This is a genomic window from Streptomyces ureilyticus, from assembly GCF_011045025.1.
In the GTDB taxonomy this organism is placed as follows: domain Bacteria; phylum Actinomycetota; class Actinomycetes; order Streptomycetales; family Streptomycetaceae; genus Streptomyces; species Streptomyces ureilyticus.
In genome coordinates, this window is sequence record NZ_JAAKZX010000033.1 from 40,633 (window position 1) to 60,016 (window position 19,384).

Sequence of the window (19,384 nt, forward strand, 5' to 3'; positions counted from 1 at the left end):
AGGGGCCCCGACACCGCCCTGAAAGACGCTCAAAGACTGCGGCCCATCATCACATCGTCGACGTACTTCCCGTCGAGGTAGAACTCCCCCGGCTGGATGCCCTCCACGACGAAGCCTTCCGACTCGTACAGCTTGCGGGCCGGGGTGTTGTGGCCGAGGACGCGCAGCGACATGCGCAGGGCGCCCTGGCGGCGGGCCTCCGCGATCACCGCGCGGATCAGCGCCCGGCCCACGCCGAGGCCGCGCGCCTCCTCGGCGACGGCCAGGCCCTGGATCTGCCGTACGTGTGCGTTCGAGACGAGCGGGGTGGGGAAACCGAGTCGCACATAGCCGACGAGGCGACCGTCCAGCTCCGCGACGAGATGGTCGCGGGGCCCGTAGCGGTCACCGAAGAACGGCTCGTACGGCGGCTCTTCCCGGGGCCTGACCGCATGCAGATACGACCAGGTCGCACGGTCGAGCCGGCCCAGCGTGTCCTCGTCTTCGAACAGAGCGGGGCGTATGTGCAAGGCGGGCATGGAGGTCACTGTACGGCGGGTGCGCGAGCTGTCGTCCGGTGTTTTTCGGCACGCTCCGGGGCCGCTCGGGGGCTACGGCGCGATGGCCCGGAGACCGTGGGCGGAGGATGGGGGCATGGAAGCTTCCCGAATCGCCGTGGCCGGGGCGTCCGGTCTCATCGGTGCGGCATTGGTGCGGTCGCTGACCGCGGACGGGCACGAGGTGGTACGGCTGGTGCGCCGTACGCCCCGGGCGAAGGACGAGGTCGAGTGGGATCCCGAGCGGCAGTACGTCGACGCGGCCGGGCTCAGCGGCTGCGACGCCGTGGTGAACCTCGCCGGGGCCGGGGTCGGTGACCACCGCTGGACGGACGCGTACAAGCGGAAGATCCGCGACAGCCGGGTACTCGGCACGGCGGCGCTGGCGGAGGCGGCCGCGTCCCTCTCCCCGTTGCCGCGGGTCTTCGTGAACGGCAGCGCGATCGGCTTCTACGGAGACACCGGCGAGCGGGCCGTGGACGAGAACTCGCCGCCCGGGGACGGGTTTCTGCCCTCGTTGTGCGTGGAGTGGGAAGAGGCGGCGGCGCCGGCCGAGGAGGCGGGCGTACGGACCGTTTTCGCGCGCACCGGTCTGGTGGTGTCCGCCGAGGGCGGGGCCTGGGGGCGGCTGTTCCCGCTGTTCAAGGCAGGGCTTGGCGGGCGGCTGGGTGACGGACGGCAGTACTGGTCGTATATCGCGCTGCACGACGAGGTGGCCGCGCTGCGGCATCTGCTCGACACGGAGTCGTTGTCGGGGCCGTTCAACCTGACGGCCCCGCAGCCGCTCACCAACCGGGAGATCACGGCCGCGATGGGCCGCGTGCTGCACCGGCCCACCCTCTTCGCGGTGCCCGCGCCCGCACTGCGGCTCGCCCTCGGCGAGCTGGCCGGGGATGTGCTGGGCAGCCAACGGGTGCTGCCCGCGCGGCTGTTGGACTCGGGCTTCTCGTTCGCGTTCCCGGGGATCGAGGACGCGATCCGGGCGGCGCGGGGCGGCTGAGGTGGGAGGGTTTCCTTTCCCCAGCCGCCGGCGGCAACCCGCGCACCCGTGCGCCACCCACGCGCCACTCCGCAAGACCACCCGCCGTCCTAACCTCCTCCAGAAACTCCGGAATTCCGGAAGCCTGTCGGGGGCATGACGTCCCCAGGAGCCGCGCGACCTCGAGGAGGGGCACGTGCTTGAGCCCGCTTATCAGGCGGACGTCGTCATCGTGGGGGCCGGGGTCGCGGGACTCTCGGCTGCCCACAGGCTGACCAGCGCAGGAGTAACGACCGTAGTCCTGGAGGCCGCCCCTTACGTCGGCGGCCGTATGTCGACCGAGAAGGTCGACGGTTTCCGGCTCGACCGGATCGGCCAGCTGTTGTCCACCGCGTACCCGGAATTACGCCTCACTCCGGGTCTCGACGCCCTGACCCTGCGCCCGTTCGCCCCGGGCGTCCTCGTCCACGCCGACGGGCGGACGCACCGGGCGGGCGAGCCCGGGAGCACGGCGAGCGCCGGGGGCGCACGGGGCGCACTCGGCGCGGCACGCGCCTTTGTGACCGCCCCCCGGAGGCCACGTGCCGCCCGGCGTGCAGGGCCGTCGCCCGACGGAGCCGTGAACCGGGCGGCGGCGCCACAGGCCACCGCCCCGCCCCTGCCACGGACGTTCCCACCGCTCGGCGGCGCCGTCGACCAGGCACGGCTCGCCGCCGCGCTCGGCCGGATCGCCGCCGCCCCGGTGGAACGCCTGCTGGCCCGACCGGACCGGCCGGCCGGTCACGCACTGGCGACGCGCGGCATGCCCGCCCGTACCGTCGAGGGCTTTCTGCGGCCGTTGCTGGCCGCACTGCTCTGCGACCCGGACCTGACGACGTCCAGCCGATGCGCGGACCTGGCGCTGCGCGCCTTCGCCGCCGGACGGCTGTGCGTCCCGGAGGGCGGCGCCGACACCTTGCCGGAGCTGCTCGCCGGCGCCCTGCCGCCCGGGACGGTCCGCACCGGCGTGCACGTCACCTCCGTGTCCACGACGTCCGTACGCACCGCGGAACACGGCGAACTCCGTTGCCGTGCCGTCCTGGTGGCGACCGGCGCCCGCGCGGCCGCCGAGTTGCTGCCCGGCCTGCGGGTGCCGCCGTTCCACCCGGTGACGGTGGTGCACCACACGCCCGACGAGGTGCCCCCGGCCGGAGCGGGGCTGCTCCTCGACGCGGACCGTCGCGGCCCGGTGGCCCACACCGCCGTCCTCAGCGAGATCGACCCGTCCCGCGCCCCCGCGGGCCGCGCCCTGGTCTCGTCCACGATCCTCGGCGCACCGCCTCCGGACGCCGACCGGGTCGTACGCGCCCACCTGTCCGACCTCTACGGCACGTCCACGCTCCGCTGGGAACTCCTCGCCGTCCACCACACCCCGGACGCCGTCCCCGCGATGCCACCCCCGCACGACCTCCGTCGCCCCGTCCGCCTCCTGGACGGCCTGTACGTCTGCGGCGACCACCGCGACACCAGCACGGTCCAGGGCGCCCTGCACTCGGGCCACCGCGCGGCAACGGCCCTGCTGACGGACTTCGGCGCGGGTTCGGCCTACACCGCGGCCCCGTTACCCAGGGCCGCATGACCAGTCAGGGGGAGGCCCGTCGCGGGGCGGGGCCTCCCCCTGGCCCTATCTCAGGGCAGCCACCTTGTCGCGGTACCCCCGCACGGGCCCCGCGTCCCGATACGGCTCCAGCCGCCGCTCGAAGTCCCGTACGTACTCCACCGCCCGCACTGAACGCATCTCGGCGGCCTGGACCGCCGCCTCCGCGCCCAGCTGGCAGGCCTGGTCGAGTTCGCCGAGGCCGAGGCGGGCGGTGGCGAGGACGATCCGGCAGAAGAGGCGGCTGCGGGCATAGCCGGGAGCCCGGAGCTGAAGGGACCGTTCGGCGTGCTGGGCGGCGGCGCGGTACTGCTGGAGGTCCCGGTGGCAGTGCCCGAACTCGTCCGCGAGCTGCGCCTCGTCGAAGAAGCGCGCCCAGTACGGGACGTCGTCGGTGGGCCGGGCCGCCTCCAGCGCCCGCTCGGCGCGTACTAGGGACGCCGTGCAGGCCCGTACCTCGCCGAGCACCCCGTGCCCGCGCGCCTCGGCCGCGTGCAGCAGCGCCTGCACGACGGGCGGCCCGGAGGAGCCCACGCCCTGCTGGGCGACCCGCGCCAGCTGCACCGCCTCCCGGCCGTGGCCCAGGTACACGGCCTGCCGGCTCATCGTCACCAGGACGTACGACCCGTACGCCCGGTCCCCCGCCGCCTGCGCGAGCCGCAGCGCCTGCACGAAGTACCGCTGGGCCAGTCCGTGCGCGGCGATGTCGTACGAGGTCCAGCCCGCGAGCCGGGTGAGATCGGCCGCGGCGGCGAACAGCTGGCGCCCGGTCTGCTCCCCGTACGTGCCGCGCAGCATCGGCTCCGCCTCGTGCTCCAGGTAGCGCACCAGGGCCTGCCGGGCGTGGCCGCCGCCATAGGCGTGGTCCAGCGCCCGGAACAGCTCTCCGACCTTCCGCAGCGCCGCGATGTCGCCCGCGGTCACCCGCTGCCCGGGCTCGCGGTCGGTCTCCGGGCGCTGCCGGGGCAGGGCGCCCGGGCGGCCCTGCGCGGGCACCCTTACGACCGTGGGGTCCCCGGCGCGGCTCACCCGGTCGTCGGGCCGCCCGATCAGCCAGTCCCGGCTCGGCACGACGAGCCCCGCCGGGGTGAAGGCGATCTTGCGCAGTTCCGCGTGGCTCCCGGAGTCCTTGCGCCACAGCCCGCTGACGATGTCGACGGCCTCCTCGGGCGTGGCCGCGAACTCGAGCCCCGCGTACACGGGGGCGCACGCGTCGAGGCCCAGGTCCTGCGCCGAGAGCCGGCGCCCGAGCCGGCGGGTGAACACCTCGGCGATCAGTGCGGGTGTCGTGCCGCGCGGCTGCTGGCCGCGGAGCCAGCGGGTCACCGACGTCTTGTCGTATCTCAGATCAAGCCCGTGTTCGAGACCGAGCTGGTCCACGCGACGGGCTAGTCCCGCGTTGGAGAACCCCGCTTCTGCGATCAGTGCGGCGAGCTGACGGTTGGGGGTGCGCTGCGCGGGTCGTTCCGTCATCTGCGGTGCGAACTCCTGCCTTCCAGGCCTCGGGAAATGGCCTCGTGAACGGCGCGAATGTAGCCGTCTGTAAGCGCACGGTTGCAGGCTTCGATACGCATTCATCCGATCGTGTGAGGATTGGCCGAAGGGTGACGGGCGCCGGGCGCCGGGCAGGCAGGACCGACCGGGTCCGCGAGGTCGGCAGGGCCGAATTCGGCTGGAACGTGGCCGGACGTACAGTGGCGTGGGGCGCGTACGCGCCTTACGGGTCTTCCAGGGAGGCGTTTGCCGTGGGTGAGTTGCGGTTCGTCCGGATGGGTTTCGGAGCGGACGCCGTCGAGTACCAGCAGGCCTGGGACGAGCAGCGCCGCGTGCACGCCGCCCGCTTCCAGGACGAGATCCCCGACACCTGTCTGCTCCTGGAGCACCCGCCGGTCTATACGGCCGGCCGGCGCACCGCCCCCGAGGAGCGCCCCCTCGACGGCACCCCGGTCGTGGACGTGGACCGCGGCGGCAAGATCACCTGGCACGGCCCCGGCCAGCTCGTCGGCTACCCGATCCAGAAGCTGCCGCGGCCCGTCGACGCCATCGCCCATCTGCGCCGCCTCGAGGACGCGATGATCAGCGTGTGCGCCGACTTCGGCCTCGAGACCTCGCGGGTCGAGGGCCGCGCGGGCGTATGGGTCCTCGGCGACCCGGTGGAACAGCGCCCGCCCCTCGGTGGACTCTCCCTGGACTTCGACCCACGCCTCACGGACGACGAGTTCGACCCGCGCCTCAACGGCCCCGAGTACGCCCCCTCGAACGCCGGCCAGCGCCGCGAGGACCGCAAGATCTGCGCGATGGGCATCCGCGTGGCCAAGGGCGTCACGATGCACGGCTTCGCCCTGAACGTGAACCCGGACACCTCCAACTTCGACAAGATCATCCCCTGCGGCATCCGCGACGCGGGCGTCACCTCACTGGCCCACGAACTGGGTCGCGAGGTGACGATCGCGGAGGTCTTGCCGGTGGCGGAGAAGCACCTGCGGGGAGTGCTGGAGAACGCGGACTTGCGGCCGCGGGTCACCGCAGGCGAGTGAAGGGGCGCGGCCGGCCATCTCAGAGCGGAACGACGGCCAGTCGGATGCCGAGCCCGATGAGTACGGAACCCATGAGCCGGTCGAGCACTGCCGAGAGCCCGGGTCTCGCGAGCCGGCGGCCCACCCGGGTCAGTACGTAGCTCGTCCCCGGGTACCACGTCATGAGCACCGCCGCGTGAGCCACGAGCAGCGCGGCCGCAGCCGGGACGACCGCGTCGTCCGGCCCGATGAACTGCGGGAACACGGTGGTGTAGAAGATCCCCACCTTGGGGTTGAGCAGGTCACCGATCAGCCCGCGGCGGAACCCGCCGTACGCGGACAGCTCGGGCGCCGCCCCCTCGGGCAGCTGGACATCCGACCGCCGCCGGGCCGAGCGCAAGGACTGCACGCCCAGCCAGATCAGGTACGCCGCACCTGCCAACCGGAGCGTGTCGTACGCCACGCGCGAGGTCGCCAGCAGCGTGGCGAGCCCGAGCACGGAGCCCGCCGCCCAGAAGACCTTGCCGAGCGTCAAGCCGACTGTGGCGGCGACAGCGGCCCGCTGACCGCCCTGTCGCGCGCAGCCGAGTACGACCGTGAGATTGGCGCCCGGAGTCGCCGCGAGGACCAGGCACAGCGCGACGAAGGAGCCCAACTGGGCCCAGCTGAGCCCTAGCACGCCGGCTCACCGCCACCGGCTGCCCGTACGAGCGCTGTCACCGACTCTTCGGGCCACGGCCCGCAGGGCGGCGCGGGCCCGTCCTTGAGGACATCCCCGGCCAGCAGCACACGGAGGCGACCGCAGACGCAGCGCTGGTAGCGCACCCAGCCCAGGGATGTCGAATGCTTCGACAAGTCGAGGAAGAGGCATGAAGTCATGCCGCGAGAGGTCATGCCGTGAGAAGTCATGCCGTGAGCGTGATGCAATGACTAAATGCATTTCAACGCTTACGGCGGCAACGCGGCCCTGCTCGCGGCGGCCCTGGCCAACCTCGACGACCGGTGCGACACCGGCACGGTCGAGACGCTGCTGGCCGAGCACCGGGTGGCGCGCTCGGATCTCACCGACCAGCAGCTCCAGCTCCTGCTGGCCTGGCGCCTGCGCCTGTGGGAGGCGTTCACGGCCCCCACCAGGCCGGAACAGGTCGACGCCGTCAACCGGCTGCTGACCGACGCGGCGGCCCGCCCGTACGTGTCCACCCACGACGGCCAGCCACCGCACCTGCACTACGCCGACGAGAACGCCGACGTCGTCACGCGCGTACAGGCCACCACCGCGGCCGGCCTCGCCCTGGTCCTCACCGAGACCGACCCCTGCCGCCTCGGGCACTGCTCTGCACCAGGCTGCCGCGCCGTCTTCGTCGACACCTCCCGCAACGGCCGCCGCGCATACTGCTCCCGCCTGTGCGCCACCCGCGTCCACGTCTCCGCACACCGCGACCGCAAGCGCCAGCGGTAAGGCCGTCTTCGTGCCGACCGTCGTTCCGTACGGGCCCAATCCGCGCCCCGTAGGCGCCCCGTTCGACCGCCGGAGGCAAGGCGTACCCTGGTGAACGCCTACGAATCGAAGCACAGGGAGCCGGTCGTGTCCGCAGTCACCCCCGACGGACGCAAGATGCTGCGCCTGGAGGTCCGTAACAGCCAGACCCCCATCGAGCGCAAGCCCGAGTGGATCAAGACTCGGGCGAAAATGGGCCCCGAGTACACGAAGATGCAGAACCTCGTGAAGAGCGAGGGCCTGCACACGGTCTGCCAGGAGGCGGGCTGCCCCAACATCTACGAGTGCTGGGAGGACCGCGAAGCGACCTTCCTCATCGGCGGCGACCAGTGCACCAGGCGCTGCGACTTCTGCCAGATCGACACGGGCAAGCCGGAGGCGCTGGACCGTGACGAGCCCCGCCGCGTGGGCGAGTCCGTGGTCACGATGGACCTCAACTACGCCACGATCACCGGCGTCGCCCGCGACGACCTGGAGGACGGCGGCGCCTGGCTGTACGCCGAGACGGTCCGCCAGATCCACGCCCAGACCGCGAACCGCGAAGCGGGCCGAACCAAGGTCGAGCTCCTCGCCCCCGACTTCAACGCCGAGCCGGCCCAGCTCGCCGAGGTCTTCTCCTCCCGCCCGGAAGTCTTCGCGCACAACGTCGAGACGGTCCCGCGCATCTTCAAGCGCATCCGCCCCGGCTTCCGCTACGAGCGCTCCCTGAAGGTCATCACCGAGGCCCGCGACTACGGCCTGGTCACCAAGTCGAACCTGATCCTCGGCATGGGCGAGACCCGCGAGGAGATCAGCGAGGCGCTCAAGCAGCTGCACGACGCCGGCTGCGAGCTCGTCACCATCACGCAGTACCTGCGCCCGACCGTGCGCCACCACCCCGTGGAGCGCTGGGTCAAGCCGCATGAGTTCGTGGAGCTGAAGGAGGAGGCCGAGCAGATCGGCTTCTCGGGCGTGATGTCCGGGCCGCTGGTGCGCTCCTCGTACCGCGCCGGACGGCTGTACCAGATGGCCATCGAGAAGCGTGGCGCGTACGTCGCCTCGCAGGCCGTCTGAGATCTCGTACGACCTGCGCGATGGCACGCAGTGCCAGCTGATCGTGTGAATCCGCACACAAGACATTACCCGTGAGTAGTGTCCGATACGACGCGGTTCTGACCGTTCCCGCAGATGGGAGCCACCGTCAGGGCCGCGTCGGCGTTTTCGGGCCTCGTATCAAGGCTTCATTGGCGTTTGACCGGTTGGTCATGCCCTGGTAACACCATTCAGTGACTCTGTTCTCACGCCACGTACAGACTCATCCCAGAGCGATCACCCGAGGGGGGACCTCCATCATGCAGGCCGCGCCAGTACGCGCCACAGCGATTCCGTCTTTCACCGATGCACTCCGTGCCGTCGAGTCGGTCCTCATGAGCAGCGGCCAGCGCACCGCCCGCCGCAACGCATGGACCTCTGTCATGGAGGACCGCCGCCGCGCCAAGGACAGGGTCGAGGCGCAGCGCGTCCTGGACCAGTCCTTCGTACAGTCGTCGTTCGCCCCTCGCCCGTGACCGCCCGCCGACACGGCACCGCCGTCGTCGGCACTTCCCGCGCCACGTAGACTTCTCGGCATGGCGAGGAAGGACAACGCAGCGGACGCTGCGAACCCCGGGCGACTCAAGCAGATCGCTCTGACCTACAAGATGACGCGCAGGGCCGACTCCAAGATCGGTCTTGTGCTCGCGGCAGTCGGAATCGGCACCCTCGGTGTCTTCCTCGCGATCGGTTTCCTGATCGGTCACCCGGTCTATCTCGGCATTCTCGGCTTCCTCCTCGCCTTCCTCGCGATGGCGATCGTCTTCGGACGGCGGGCCGAGCGGGCCGCCTTCGGGCAGATGGAGGGACAGCCGGGAGCGGCGGCCGCGGTGCTGGACAACATGAAGCGTGGCTGGACGACGACTCCGGCGGTGGCGATGAACCGCCAGCAGGACGTGGTGCACCGGGCCGTCGGCAAGGCCGGCATCGTGCTCGTCGCCGAGGGCAACCCGAACCGGGTGAAGGGGCTGCTGGCCGCCGAGAAGAAGCGGATGGCACGGATCGTCTCGGACGTGCCCGTCCACGACATCCTTGTGGGGACCGGCGAGGGCCAGGTCGAGCTGAAGAAGCTCCGTACGACGATGCTCAAGCTGCCGCGGGTCCTGAGCGGCCCTCAGGTCACCGCGACCAATGACCGGCTGCGGGCCTTGGGCGACATCATGTCGAACCTTCCTATGCCGAAGGGCCCGATGCCCAAGGGGATGCGGATGCCGCGCGGCGGCCCCAAGATGCGCTGACCTGTCCCGTACGACGTTGGGGGCGCCCGGATCACTCCGGGCGCCCCCAACGTCGTACGGGAGACGGTCGTACGGAAGGCGTCAGATCCTGACCTCTACCGTGCGCGCCAAGCGGTCGTGGAGGCCCCTGCCGTCGCGGTCCCAGATCAGGGCGGGGATGGCGATGCACAGCAGAGCCGTGCGCAGGAGGGCTCGCAGCGGGTTGACCGTGCCCGTTTCCAGGGTGAGGACTCGCAGGCCGAAGAGGCGCTTGCCGGGGGTGAAGCCGATCGTGCCTACGGTCAGGATGCTCATCACGAAGAAGATCAGGAGCGCCCAATTGCCCGTCGCCTGGTTGTAGCCGTCGGTGAGCAGCCCGTATGCGATCAGGAGGCACAGGCCCCAGTCGACCGCGAGGGCGCCGAGGCGTCGGCCGGGGCGGGCGATCGAGCCGGGGCCCGACTCCGGCAGGCCGAGCTGCTCGCCGCGGTATCCGAAGTCGGCACCGGCTTCCTCCGCGGCCGCGCGCGGGCCGGAGAGCCACGATCCGATTGCTTGCCTGTTGTCCACGCGTCCACGGTACTGCCCTGGTTTTGATATGCGGACGGGTGGGGTCAGCCGGGCCGGGGTCGGTTAACTTGGGCGAAACAAATGGGTCACGCTCGAGAAACCACCCGTCCCTATTGTCGGGTCTCAGCGTGTGCCACCGCACTGGCCGCACGAACGAACTACCACCCCGGCACGGACGGTCGGGAGTAGGAGGAGCTGGATGTTCCAGAACGCCGACGAGGCCAAGAAGTTCATCGCAGACGAGGACGTCAAGTTCGTAGACGTCCGCTTCTGCGACCTGCCTGGCGTGATGCAGCACTTCACGGTGCCGGCAGAGGCCTTCGACCCGAGCGAGGAACTGGCCTTCGACGGCTCCTCGATCCGCGGCTTCCAGGCCATCCACGAGTCGGACATGGCGCTTCGGGCCGACCTGTCCACCGCGCGGGTGGACCCTTTCCGCCGCGACAAGACGGTCAACATCAACTTCTTCATCCACGACCCGATCACGGGCGAGCAGTACTCCCGTGACCCGCGGAACGTGGCGAAGAAGGCGGAGGCGTACCTCGCCTCGACCGGTATCGCCGACACCGCGTACTTCGGTCCCGAGGCCGAGTTCTACATCTTCGACAGCGTCCGCTTCGAGACCAAGTCGAACGAGGCCTTCTACCACATCGACTCCGAGGCGGGCGCCTGGAACACCGGTGCGCTGGAGGACAACCGCGGCTACAAGGTCCGCTACAAGGGCGGTTACTTCCCGACCCCGCCGGTCGACCACTTCGCCGACCTGCGCGCCGAGATCTCCCTGGAGCTGAACAAGGCCGGTCTCCAGGTCGAGCGTCAGCACCACGAGGTGGGCACCGCCGGCCAGGCGGAGATCAACTACAAGTTCAACACGCTGCTCGCCGCGGCCGACGACCTCCAGCTCTTCAAGTACATCGTGAAGAACGTCGCCTGGCGCAACGGCAAGACGGCCACCTTCATGCCGAAGCCGATCTTCGGTGACAACGGCTCGGGCATGCACGTCCACCAGTCGCTGTGGCAGGCCGGCTCCCCGCTGTTCTACGACGAGGCCGGTTACGCGGGCCTGTCGGACACCGCCCGCTACTACATCGGCGGCATCCTCAAGCACGCCCCGTCGCTGCTGGCCTTCACCAACCCGACGGTGAACTCGTACCACCGCCTGGTCCCCGGCTTCGAGGCCCCGATCAACCTGGTCTACTCGCAGCGCAACCGCTCCGCGGCCATGCGTATCCCGATCACGGGCTCGAACCCGAAGGCCAAGCGCGTCGAGTTCCGGGCGCCGGACTCCTCCGGCAACCCGTACCTCACCTTCGCGGCCCTGATGCTGGCCGGCCTGGACGGCATCAAGAACAAGGTCGAGCCGGCCGAGCCGATCGACAAGGACCTGTACGAGCTGGCTCCCGAGGAGCACGCGAACGTCGCGCAGGTCCCGACCTCGCTCCCGGCCGTCCTCGACTCCCTCGAGTCCGACCACGAGTTCCTCCTCCAGGGCGACGTCTTCACGTCCGACCTGATCGAGACGTGGATCGACTACAAGCGCACGAACGAGATCGCTCCGCTGCAGCTGCGTCCGCACCCGCACGAGTTCGAGCTGTACTTCGACGTGTGATCGACGCGTAGGCCTCTGGCTTCAGAGCCCCGCCACCGCCTTCACCGGCAGCGGCGGGGCTCCGTCGTTCTTTGCCTGGGCCGCGCCGTCCCTTTGCCCAGTGCGGGGAAGATCGGGATCCGGTTATGGCAATACCGCTGCACACTGGAATCGGGACGAGTGCCCGATGTGTGGGGTGATCGTGATGCGGAGCCGATTCCAGCCCGACCGGCGGTTGAACACGCGGATGGGGGTCACGGTGTTCCTGCTCGGGCTGCTGTACGTGGCGTTCGTCGCCGCCTTGATCGTGCTGCTGAAGTCGTGGGTGCTGGTCGTGGTGATCGCGGCGGCGCTGCTGGGTGCGCAGTACTGGTTCTCCGACCGGATCGCGCTGTTCGCGATGCGCGGGCGGGTTGTGGAGCGCGAGGAGTACCCGCAGCTGCACGGGGTGATCGACCGGCTGTGCGCCACCGCGGACATGCCGAAGCCCGCCGTCGCCGTGTCCGACATGGAGATGCCGAACGCCTTCGCCACCGGGCGCGACGCCGACCACGCCGTCGTGTGCGTGACGACCGGACTGCTTCGGCGGCTGGAGCCCGCCGAGTTGGAGGGTGTGCTCGCCCACGAGTTGTCGCATGTGGCGCACCGCGATGTCGCGGTGATCACCGTGGCCTCGTTCCTCGGGGTGCTCGCGGGCCTGGTCGTACGGTTCGTGTTCTACTCGCAGGTCTTCGGCGGGCACGGCCGCAAGGACCAGAACACGGCCGTCGTGCTCATGACGGTGATGGCGGTGTCCGCGGCCGTCTACGCGCTCAGTTTCCTCCTCATCCGGGCGCTGTCCCGGTACCGGGAGCTGGCCGCCGACCGCGCCGCGGCCATGCTCACCGGCCGCCCCTCGGCGCTCGCCTCCGCACTGACCAAGGTCACCGGCGACATCTCCAAGATCCCCACGCGTGATCTACGGACCGCGCAGGCCTTCAACGCCTTCTACTTCACGCCCGCGCTCGGCAGGACGCCCGGACTCCAGCGGCTCTTCTCGACCCACCCGAGCCTGGAGGAGCGGCTCGATCAACTGGGCCGGATCTCCGGCGAGTTGGGGGAGTCGCCGTACTCCGGGAAGGCGGGCTGACGCGTATGGGGCTCTTGGACATCCTGCTGGGCCGCAGCAAGCCGGTGGCACCCGACCTCGACCAGCTCTTCGCGCTGCCGTCGGCCGCGGTCACCCTGGAGGCGGCGGCCGGCTTCACGCCGACCGGGCACGGCTCGGTGTGCTTCGCGACGGTCGAAGGGGCGGCTTTCGAGGACGTACGCCAGGAAGTGCGGGCGCTGCTGGACGCGGATGCCGAGCGGACGGGGCCTCCGGTGGAGGTGAGCCGGGACTCGTACGGGTATACGTGGCTGGTCTCGCGGCGGTCGCCGGAGGACCTGCCCGCGCTGGTGGGTGATCTGCACGCGGTGAACAGTGCGCTGGAAGGCAGCGGCTTCGGGCCGCAGTTGCTGTGCTCGGTGGTCGGCTTCCGAAGCGGGGGCGATGAGCGGCGGCCGCTCGGGCTTGTCTACCTCTACAAGCGGGGCAGCTTCTACGTTTTCGCGCCGCTCCCCGGGGGCGGGGAACGGCGCGGCAACGCCTTGGAGTTGCAGGTCAGGGCCGTACTCGCGAACGACCTGCGGTTGGAGCCGGATCTGAGCCGGTGGTTTCCTGTCTGGGGTGCGCCGGGGCTCTGAGCGCCGGCTTGAACGGCACCCCGCCCACCCCGGAGGCGTCAGCGGGCGTAACGCATCAGGGCCCGCACCATGTGGCACGTCGTGTCCGACGGCGGGTGGACGCCGATGAGTTCGGCCGTGCTGCGGATCTTCTCGTTACGGGCCTGGTTGGGCAGGTAGACACCGGAGTCCAGCAAAGCGATGGCGAGCCGCATCGCCTTGAGGCGCCGGTTGTGCGTGATGTACCAGTCACGCGGACGCCCCGGCGGGAGCGGCCGCTTCTCGACGGGCTCGTACGGCAGGTCCAGCGGAACCGGCCTCTTGGCTGTGGACTGCGTGGGCAGCGGGAAGAGTGCGGCAGCGGGCACGAGCATCCTCCTGTCGCGGTCAGGGAGCCGTCCGTCGGCGCCCTCGAACACTGCTACCAGTTTACTGCCCGCCACTGACATCGAGACACTTCACAGAGGTCGCGAAAAGCCGCCAAAAGCCCAGGTGAACAAGGAAATTGGCAGAGTGTCACGCGAGGTCCGCGAGGTGCGCGTGAGGCGGCGTCAAATTCGAACAAAGCCATCGCCGGCGTGCGCACGGAGGGCGGCGCCCCTTGCCCGGACCGCGCTCGACCAGGAGAGGAATTACTCAACTTCCTTTGTGATCTAAGCCACTTGAGTGACTCGTGTTAACCGTCGAGTAACTGTGTTCGGTATCTCGTACATAGCGGCGTACTCCCCGTTCCCGACCGGTCGCCGCCAGGGCACCGGAGACAGGAGGCGCACCATGCCGCGTACATCGCGCAAGAGAACGCTCGACCCCAAGAAGAAGCTCGCGTTGCTGGTGAGCGCCGTGGCGGTCGCCGGAGGCGGGGCCTTCGCACTGGCGGCCACCTCGAACGCCGCGCCGGCCGGTCAGGCGCAGTCCTCGGCGGTCTGCGAGGGGCTGGCCACGGCGCTCGGGAACAACGAGAAGTTCATCGAGGGACAGCGCGCCAACCCTGACGCACAGTCCGAGGCCCGGATCGCCAACCGGGAGGCGGTCATCGCGGAGATCGAGCGCAAGCAGGAGGCCTCCGGCTGCACGCCCGGGGAGTCGGCTCAGGACACCCCGGCCGAGCAGCCGGCCTCGGCTCCCGCGGACACCTCCGGCGACGCGACGGGGGTCGCCGACGGAGAGGGCGGTGAGCAGGTCTGCACGGGTTCGACCGTCACACTCTCCGGCGAGGCGGGCGCCCCGGCCGCGTCCAGCAACCAGTTCCCAGTCGGCACCCAGCTGAAGGTCACCAACCTGGACAACAACAAGTCCACCACAGTGGAGGTCACTTCGACCTCCGGCAGCTGCGCCCTGCTCAACGACGCGGCGTTCGAGCAGGTCCGCGAGCCCGGCAAATTCCTGATCCGTCGGGCGCTGATCGAGAAGGTGGGATGAGGCTCGGCCGCCGAGGAGTCAGCCGCCGAGGAAATCGGTGAGGCGGCGGACCAGTTCGGCGGGTGCGGACTGCGGCAGCGCGTGATGCGAGATGCGAGGCAGTACGCCCGTTTCCACGCGCGGCAACAGCCCGCCTGCCCGCGCCGCCACGTCGCGCGCGTCATGAGTCCTGCTGTTCCCGGCCAGGCACAGCAGGACCGGCACCTCCAAGCCCCGCAGCGCGTCCGGCTTCGGACGAGGTCCGGTCACCGGCTTCACGGAGGGGAAGCCGGCGGCCGCCTCCTGGAGGTGGAGCCAGTCGGGGTCGAGGGGCACTCCCCCGCTCTCCCACTCCAGGAAGGCGCGGACACGATGAGGTGCGGGACGCAGCAGCATGGGCAGGGCGTGCAGCAGATACGCCGCCTTGAACCCGGCGAAGCACTGGGTCGGGTCCAGAAGGAACAGGCGACGCACCCGGGCAGGGGCAAGCAGCGCGTACTGCAGGGCGATCCAGCCGCCGTACGAGTGCCCGCCCATGTCCGCCGCCTCGACACCGAGGCGGTCCAGGAGCGCGTCCAGCCAGGCGGACAGGTCGGCGACCGTACGGGGGTGACGGTCGCCGGCCGGTTCGCTGCGGCCGGGGGCGCCGATCAGGTCGACGGCGAGGACGCGGCGGTTACGTGCGAGGTCGGCGGCTTGGGCGTACCAGGAGGCGGAGGTCGCACCTCCGCCTCCTGGCAGGAGGAGAAGCGGGGGCGCATCAGGCGGTCCACAGGCGTTGACGTACGTCGTACCGAACGGCGTGGAGACGCGGATCGCCTCCCGTTCCGCGGGCCATTTGGCCATGACCTTGTCGTAGGCCGACTGAAAGGCGTCACTGTCATACGCACTCATGGAGCCCTCCCGTATTATCTCGCCGAGCGAGATATTCGACGAGCGAGATGATAGCCGGAGGCGGCGCGTGCGGAACCAGGGCCCCGAGATGGAGATCGTCCATCTCCTGCGAGCGGTGACGGTCGAACTCGGCCTGCACAGCGCCCGGTTCGCGAGCCACAACGGCATGCACCCGACGGACGTACGCGCCCTGATCGAGCTCATGGATGCCTCCCGCGCCGACGAGGAGATGACGGCCGGGCGGCTCGGTACTGCGCTCGGGCTCAATTCGGCCGGGACCACTTCGCTGCTCGACCGGCTGGAGGGAGCCGGGCATGTGCGGCGGGTGCGGGGCCGGCAGGACCGGCGCAAGGTGGTCGTCGAGGTGGACGAGCGGGCGGTCGAACTGGGGTGGTCCTTCTTCGGGCCACTCATCGGGAAGGCAGTGGAGCTGCTCCAGAACTGTGACGAGCGGGAGCGGGAGGCGATCCGGGGCTTCCTGGAGGGAATGCGGGAGGCCTCGGCCGGGGGCGAGTGACGCTCCCGTACAGCCTTCGCTCTGCCTCCTCCGTTCCCGTACTCCCTCGTATACGACGGAGCCCACCCGCTCTCAGGGCGGGCGCCCAGCGCACAAGCACCAGGTAACACGGGCTTCACAGTCGGGCAATGATCGGGAAATCCCCTGTTGACAGGCTGCGGTCACCCCCGCGGCACCCCTGTGCCGCACTCCGCGGCGCCCCAGTGCCGCAGCGCCGCGCGCCCGTGACGACCGAGCGCTATAAGACCCACCCCGAAGGATGTGGCCCGTGACCTTCAAGGCTGAGTACATCTGGATCGACGGCACCGAGCCGACGGCCAAGCTGCGTTCCAAGACGAAGATTCTGGCCGATGACGCCAAGGGCGAAGCGCTGCCGATCTGGGGCTTCGACGGGTCCTCCACGAACCAGGCCGAGGGCCACGCCTCCGACCGCGTGCTGAAGCCGGTCGCCACCTTCCCGGACCCGATCCGCGGCGGCGACGACGTGCTCGTCATGTGCGAGGTCCTCAACATCGACATGACGCCGCACGAGTCCAACACCCGTGCCGCGCTCACCGAGGTCGCGGAGAAGTTCGCCGCGCAGGAGCCGATCTTCGGCATCGAGCAGGAGTACACCTTCTTCAAGGGCTCGCGCCCGCTCGGCTTCCCTGAGGGCGGCTTCCCGGCCGCGCAGGGTGGCTACTACTGCGGTGTCGGCTCGGACGAGATCTTCGGCCGTGACGTCGTCGAGGCGCACCTGGACAACTGCCTGAAGGCGGGCCTGGGCATCTCCGGCATCAACGCCGAGGTCATGCCCGGCCAGTGGGAGTTCCAGGTCGGCCCGCTCTCCCCGCTCGAGGTCGCCGACCAGCTGTGGCTGGCCCGCTGGCTGCTGTACCGCACCGCCGAGGACTTCGGCGTCTCCGCGACGCTGGACCCGAAGCCGGTGAAGGGCGACTGGAACGGCGCGGGCGCGCACACCAACTTCTCCACGAAGGCGATGCGCGAGGGCTACGACGCGATCATCACCGCCTGCGAGTCGCTCGGTGAGGGCTCCAAGCCGCTCGACCACGTCAAGAACTACGGCGCCGGCATCGACGACCGCCTGACCGGTCTGCACGAGACGGCCCCGTGGAACGAGTACAGCTACGGCGTCTCCAACCGTGGCGCCTCGGTCCGTATCCCGTGGCAGGTCGAGAAGGACGGCAAGGGCTACATCGAGGACCGCCGCCCGAACGCGAACGTCGACCCGTACGTCGTGACGCGTCTGATCGTCGACACCTGCTGCACGGCGCTGGACAAGGCCGGCCAGGTCTGAGCCGTACAACTCGGCTCCGTACCAACGCAGCGCCGTACCAACGCAGTTTCGTACGACTCCGTGAGGGGGCGTCCATCACAAACGGTGGGCGCCCCCTCACCGTTGTCGGCTTCATCTGTTTCAATTGGCCCATGGCCAGCCCTCAGAAGCACCCCGCGACAGGTCGCCACGACCTCGAGCCCTTCTGGCCTTCCCGTCAGCACCACGACTACGACCGTGAGTGTTGCCGCGCGCTGACCGCGCCGGCCCGCTGACGCCGCACCTCCACGGCCCTGGGCCCGCGCGACACGACGTACGTCCTCGTCGAACCTCTCGCGCGAAAGAGCTGACCTCTCATGGCGAACACCCGTTACTTCCCGTCCGCGGATGTCGCGGACCTCCTGCCGCCGGGCACCACCCTGCTGCCCGCTCCCCCGCACACCCTGCCCAAGCTGCCGGGCCGACCGCCCATGGTCGGCTACCTGGTACTCGTACCGGCCGACCAGCAGCCCGCCCTGCCGCCGTTCACGGCCCCGGACGACACCCCGGACCGCGAAGAACCGGAGGGCGGCGACTCCCCCGTACGCGTCGACACCACGCGGCGTACCGCCGAGGTCGACGGGCGGCCGCTCGATCTCACCTACCTGGAGTTCGAGCTGCTCGCGCACCTCGTGGCGCATCCGCACCGGGTGCACACCCGCGATCAGTTGGTGACCACGGTCTGGGGCTACGGGCATGTGGGCGACGGCCGGACCGTGGATGTCCACATCGCCCGGCTGCGCCGCAAGCTCGGTGCGGAGCACCGGGGGACGATCCGGACGGTACGACGCGTGGGGTACAAGTACGTTCCGCCGACCGGGCGTTGACCGTCGAGTAGCCGCTCTTCTGTCGGCAGAATCCCGTTCCGTCCCGCGCCGCGACCGTGCAGAGTCGAAGGCATGAGACTTCTGATGCTGGGCGGTACGGATTTCGTGGGACGGGCCGTCGTCGAGGCCGCGCTCGCTCGCGGGTGGGACGTGACCGTTCTGAACCGGGGAAGCCACGAGCCTCCGGCCGGGGCGCGGTCGCTGCTCGGCGACCGCACCGCGCCCGACGGGCTCGCGGCGCTCGCGGAGGCCGAGGGCGACTGGGACGTCGTGATCGACACCTGGTCGTGGGCGCCGCGTGCCGTACGGGACGCGGCGCGGTTGCTGAAGGACCGCGCCGGCCGGTACGTCTACGTGTCCAGCTGCTCCGTGTACGCGTGGCCGCCTGCCGCCGGTTACACAGAGGACGCTCCCCCGGTGGAGGGCGCCTCGGCGGACGCGGAGCAGACCGACTACGCGCGGGACAAGCGCGGCGGTGAGCTCGCCGCCGTCGACGCCTTCGGCGAGGAGCGCTCCGTTCTCGTACGGGCCGGTCTGATCCTCGGCCCGTACGAGAACGTCGGCCGCTTGCCGTGGTGGCTGACCCGCATCGCCCGCGGCGGCCCCGTCCTCGCACCCGGCCCCCGTGATCTGCCGCTCCAGTACGTCGACGCCCGCGACCTCGCCGAGTGGGTACTCGGGGCGGCAGAACGGGAGTTGAGCGGCCCGTACAACCTCATCAGCCCGCAGGGGCATACGACGATGGAGGCACTCCTCGACGCCTGCGTGCAGGCAACGGGCGGCGACGCCGAACTCCGCTGGACCGCCCCCGAGTTGATCCTCGACGCCGGCATCGAGCCCTGGACGCAGCTGCCGGTCTGGGTACTCCCGGAGAGCGAACTGCACGGCGCACTCCACAGCGCGGACGTGTCACGAGCCGTGGCGACAGGGCTCCACTGCCGCCCCGTCGAGGAGACGGTGACGGACACGTGGGCGTGGTTGCGGTCCCTCGGCGGGACGGCGCCTCAGCGCGCCGACCGACCGGAAAAGGGCCTCGACCCGGAGGTAGAGGCGAAGGTGCTGGCGAGTGGTGGGGGTGTACCTGGCAACACCCCCTGATCGGCGCCCAACCCCCGTGC

22 protein-coding genes are annotated in these 19,384 nt (G+C 70.4%); 15 read left to right on the forward strand and 7 right to left on the reverse strand.

Features of this window, described 5'->3' with window-relative positions:
• Window positions 1-29: 29 nt before the first annotated feature.
• Window positions 30-518, reverse strand: coding sequence for a GNAT family N-acetyltransferase (locus G6048_RS13450; protein ID WP_206341548.1), 489 nt, complete (start codon window positions 516-518; stop codon window positions 30-32).
• A gap of 115 nt (window positions 519-633) precedes the next feature.
• Between G6048_RS13450 and G6048_RS13455 the strand changes: the two genes are divergently transcribed.
• A complete protein-coding gene (locus G6048_RS13455; RefSeq protein ID WP_165339746.1) occupies window positions 634-1,536 on the forward strand; it encodes a TIGR01777 family oxidoreductase in 903 nt (300 codons plus the stop codon).
• A gap of 175 nt (window positions 1,537-1,711) precedes the next feature.
• Window positions 1,712-3,133 (forward strand): NAD(P)/FAD-dependent oxidoreductase, encoded by a 1,422-nt coding sequence (locus tag G6048_RS13460; RefSeq protein ID WP_165339747.1) that lies wholly within the window; start codon window positions 1,712-1,714, stop codon window positions 3,131-3,133.
• A gap of 45 nt (window positions 3,134-3,178) precedes the next feature.
• Here G6048_RS13460 and G6048_RS13465 read toward each other — a convergent pair whose 3' ends face one another.
• The gene (locus G6048_RS13465; RefSeq protein WP_165339748.1) at window positions 3,179-4,624 is read right to left on the reverse strand and encodes a regulator; all 1,446 of its coding nucleotides are present in this window, start codon (window positions 4,622-4,624) and stop codon (window positions 3,179-3,181) included.
• Between the two features lie 272 nt (window positions 4,625-4,896).
• On the opposite strand from G6048_RS13465, the gene lipB reads away from it, so the two are divergent.
• Window positions 4,897-5,688, forward strand: coding sequence for a lipoyl(octanoyl) transferase LipB (gene lipB / locus G6048_RS13470; protein WP_165339749.1), 792 nt, complete (start codon window positions 4,897-4,899; stop codon window positions 5,686-5,688).
• 19 nt (window positions 5,689-5,707) lie between these two features.
• On the opposite strand, the gene G6048_RS13475 is transcribed toward lipB, so the two are convergent.
• A complete protein-coding gene (locus G6048_RS13475) occupies window positions 5,708-6,346 on the reverse strand; it encodes a LysE family translocator (RefSeq protein WP_165339750.1) in 639 nt (212 codons plus the stop codon).
• Window positions 6,340-6,576, reverse strand: coding sequence for a hypothetical protein (locus G6048_RS13480; RefSeq protein WP_165339716.1), 237 nt, complete (start codon window positions 6,574-6,576; stop codon window positions 6,340-6,342). The genes G6048_RS13475 and G6048_RS13480 overlap by 7 nt, the downstream gene beginning before the upstream one ends.
• A 25-nt stretch (window positions 6,577-6,601) precedes the next feature.
• On the opposite strand from G6048_RS13480, the gene G6048_RS13485 reads away from it, so the two are divergent.
• From G6048_RS13485 to G6048_RS13500, 4 genes are all read left to right on the forward strand, one after another.
• The gene (locus tag G6048_RS13485; protein WP_165339751.1) at window positions 6,602-7,126 is read left to right on the forward strand and encodes a CGNR zinc finger domain-containing protein; all 525 of its coding nucleotides are present in this window, start codon (window positions 6,602-6,604) and stop codon (window positions 7,124-7,126) included.
• Between the two features lie 126 nt (window positions 7,127-7,252).
• Complete coding sequence (lipA, locus tag G6048_RS13490) at window positions 7,253-8,218, forward strand: lipoyl synthase (protein ID WP_165339752.1); 966 nt, start codon at window positions 7,253-7,255, stop codon at window positions 8,216-8,218.
• 278 nt (window positions 8,219-8,496) lie between these two features.
• Window positions 8,497-8,712, forward strand: a complete 216-nt coding sequence (locus G6048_RS13495; protein WP_165339753.1) for an SCO2195 family GlnR-regulated protein — start codon at window positions 8,497-8,499, stop codon at window positions 8,710-8,712.
• Window positions 8,713-8,772: 60 nt separating this feature from the next.
• Window positions 8,773-9,474 carry a DUF4191 domain-containing protein gene (locus G6048_RS13500; protein ID WP_165339754.1) on the forward strand — a complete coding sequence of 234 codons (702 nt, stop codon included), beginning with the start codon at window positions 8,773-8,775 and terminating at the stop codon, window positions 9,472-9,474.
• An 81-nt stretch (window positions 9,475-9,555) separates the two neighbouring features.
• Here G6048_RS13500 and G6048_RS13505 read toward each other — a convergent pair whose 3' ends face one another.
• Entirely contained in the window at window positions 9,556-10,023 is a 468-nt protein-coding gene (locus G6048_RS13505) for an RDD family protein (RefSeq protein ID WP_165339755.1), read from the reverse strand.
• A gap of 199 nt (window positions 10,024-10,222) precedes the next feature.
• On the opposite strand from G6048_RS13505, the gene glnA reads away from it, so the two are divergent.
• The 3 genes from glnA (at window position 10,223) to pspAB (ending at window position 13,336) form a co-directional block, all read left to right on the forward strand.
• Window positions 10,223-11,632: a type I glutamate--ammonia ligase gene (glnA, locus tag G6048_RS13510; RefSeq protein WP_165339756.1), complete on the forward strand. Its 1,410-nt coding sequence runs from the start codon at window positions 10,223-10,225 to the stop codon at window positions 11,630-11,632.
• Window positions 11,633-11,816: 184 nt separating this feature from the next.
• A complete protein-coding gene (htpX, locus tag G6048_RS13515) occupies window positions 11,817-12,740 on the forward strand; it encodes a zinc metalloprotease HtpX (RefSeq protein WP_165339757.1) in 924 nt (307 codons plus the stop codon).
• Between the two features lie 5 nt (window positions 12,741-12,745).
• A complete protein-coding gene (gene pspAB / locus G6048_RS13520; protein ID WP_165339758.1) occupies window positions 12,746-13,336 on the forward strand; it encodes a PspA-associated protein PspAB in 591 nt (196 codons plus the stop codon).
• Between the two features lie 38 nt (window positions 13,337-13,374).
• On the opposite strand, the gene G6048_RS13525 is transcribed toward pspAB, so the two are convergent.
• A complete protein-coding gene (locus G6048_RS13525; RefSeq protein ID WP_165339759.1) occupies window positions 13,375-13,683 on the reverse strand; it encodes a hypothetical protein in 309 nt (102 codons plus the stop codon).
• A gap of 406 nt (window positions 13,684-14,089) precedes the next feature.
• On the opposite strand from G6048_RS13525, the gene G6048_RS13530 reads away from it, so the two are divergent.
• Window positions 14,090-14,734, forward strand: coding sequence for an RlpA-like double-psi beta-barrel domain-containing protein (locus G6048_RS13530; RefSeq protein ID WP_165339760.1), 645 nt, complete (start codon window positions 14,090-14,092; stop codon window positions 14,732-14,734).
• Window positions 14,735-14,752: 18 nt separating this feature from the next.
• On the opposite strand, the gene G6048_RS13535 is transcribed toward G6048_RS13530, so the two are convergent.
• On the reverse strand, window positions 14,753-15,607 hold the full coding sequence (locus G6048_RS13535) for an alpha/beta fold hydrolase (protein ID WP_165339761.1): 855 nt from the start codon (window positions 15,605-15,607) through the stop codon (window positions 14,753-14,755).
• Window positions 15,608-15,695: 88 nt separating this feature from the next.
• On the opposite strand from G6048_RS13535, the gene G6048_RS13540 reads away from it, so the two are divergent.
• The 4 genes from G6048_RS13540 (at window position 15,696) to G6048_RS13555 (ending at window position 19,364) form a co-directional block, all read left to right on the forward strand.
• Window positions 15,696-16,124, forward strand: a complete 429-nt coding sequence (locus G6048_RS13540; RefSeq protein ID WP_235989709.1) for a MarR family transcriptional regulator — start codon at window positions 15,696-15,698, stop codon at window positions 16,122-16,124.
• 268 nt (window positions 16,125-16,392) lie between these two features.
• A complete protein-coding gene (glnII, locus tag G6048_RS13545) occupies window positions 16,393-17,421 on the forward strand; it encodes a glutamine synthetase (RefSeq protein WP_165339763.1) in 1,029 nt (342 codons plus the stop codon).
• A 335-nt stretch (window positions 17,422-17,756) separates the two neighbouring features.
• Window positions 17,757-18,266 carry a winged helix-turn-helix domain-containing protein gene (locus tag G6048_RS13550; RefSeq protein ID WP_165339764.1) on the forward strand — a complete coding sequence of 170 codons (510 nt, stop codon included), beginning with the start codon at window positions 17,757-17,759 and terminating at the stop codon, window positions 18,264-18,266.
• Window positions 18,267-18,338: 72 nt separating this feature from the next.
• The gene (locus tag G6048_RS13555) at window positions 18,339-19,364 is read left to right on the forward strand and encodes an SDR family oxidoreductase (protein WP_165339765.1); all 1,026 of its coding nucleotides are present in this window, start codon (window positions 18,339-18,341) and stop codon (window positions 19,362-19,364) included.
• Window positions 19,365-19,384 lie beyond the last annotated feature (20 nt).

Coding starts and splice junctions, on each gene's coding strand:
- G6048_RS13450 (WP_206341548.1), bottom strand. CDS start 518: ATGCCCGCCTTGCACATACGCCCCGCTCTGTTCGAAGACGAGGACACG.
- G6048_RS13455 (WP_165339746.1), top strand. CDS start 634: ATGGAAGCTTCCCGAATCGCCGTGGCCGGGGCGTCCGGTCTCATCGGT.
- G6048_RS13465 (WP_165339748.1), bottom strand. CDS start 4,624: ATGACGGAACGACCCGCGCAGCGCACCCCCAACCGTCAGCTCGCCGCA.
- G6048_RS13480 (WP_165339716.1), bottom strand. CDS start 6,576: ATGACTTCTCACGGCATGACCTCTCGCGGCATGACTTCATGCCTCTTC.
- G6048_RS13485 (WP_165339751.1), top strand. CDS start 6,602: ATGCATTTCAACGCTTACGGCGGCAACGCGGCCCTGCTCGCGGCGGCC.
- G6048_RS13495 (WP_165339753.1), top strand. CDS start 8,497: ATGCAGGCCGCGCCAGTACGCGCCACAGCGATTCCGTCTTTCACCGAT.
- G6048_RS13500 (WP_165339754.1), top strand. CDS start 8,773: ATGGCGAGGAAGGACAACGCAGCGGACGCTGCGAACCCCGGGCGACTC.
- glnA (WP_165339756.1), top strand. CDS start 10,223: ATGTTCCAGAACGCCGACGAGGCCAAGAAGTTCATCGCAGACGAGGAC.
- htpX (WP_165339757.1), top strand. CDS start 11,817: ATGCGGAGCCGATTCCAGCCCGACCGGCGGTTGAACACGCGGATGGGG.
- pspAB (WP_165339758.1), top strand. CDS start 12,746: ATGGGGCTCTTGGACATCCTGCTGGGCCGCAGCAAGCCGGTGGCACCC.
- G6048_RS13530 (WP_165339760.1), top strand. CDS start 14,090: ATGCCGCGTACATCGCGCAAGAGAACGCTCGACCCCAAGAAGAAGCTC.
- G6048_RS13535 (WP_165339761.1), bottom strand. CDS start 15,607: ATGAGTGCGTATGACAGTGACGCCTTTCAGTCGGCCTACGACAAGGTC.
- G6048_RS13540 (WP_235989709.1), top strand. CDS start 15,696: ATGGAGATCGTCCATCTCCTGCGAGCGGTGACGGTCGAACTCGGCCTG.
- G6048_RS13550 (WP_165339764.1), top strand. CDS start 17,757: ATGGCGAACACCCGTTACTTCCCGTCCGCGGATGTCGCGGACCTCCTG.
- G6048_RS13555 (WP_165339765.1), top strand. CDS start 18,339: ATGAGACTTCTGATGCTGGGCGGTACGGATTTCGTGGGACGGGCCGTC.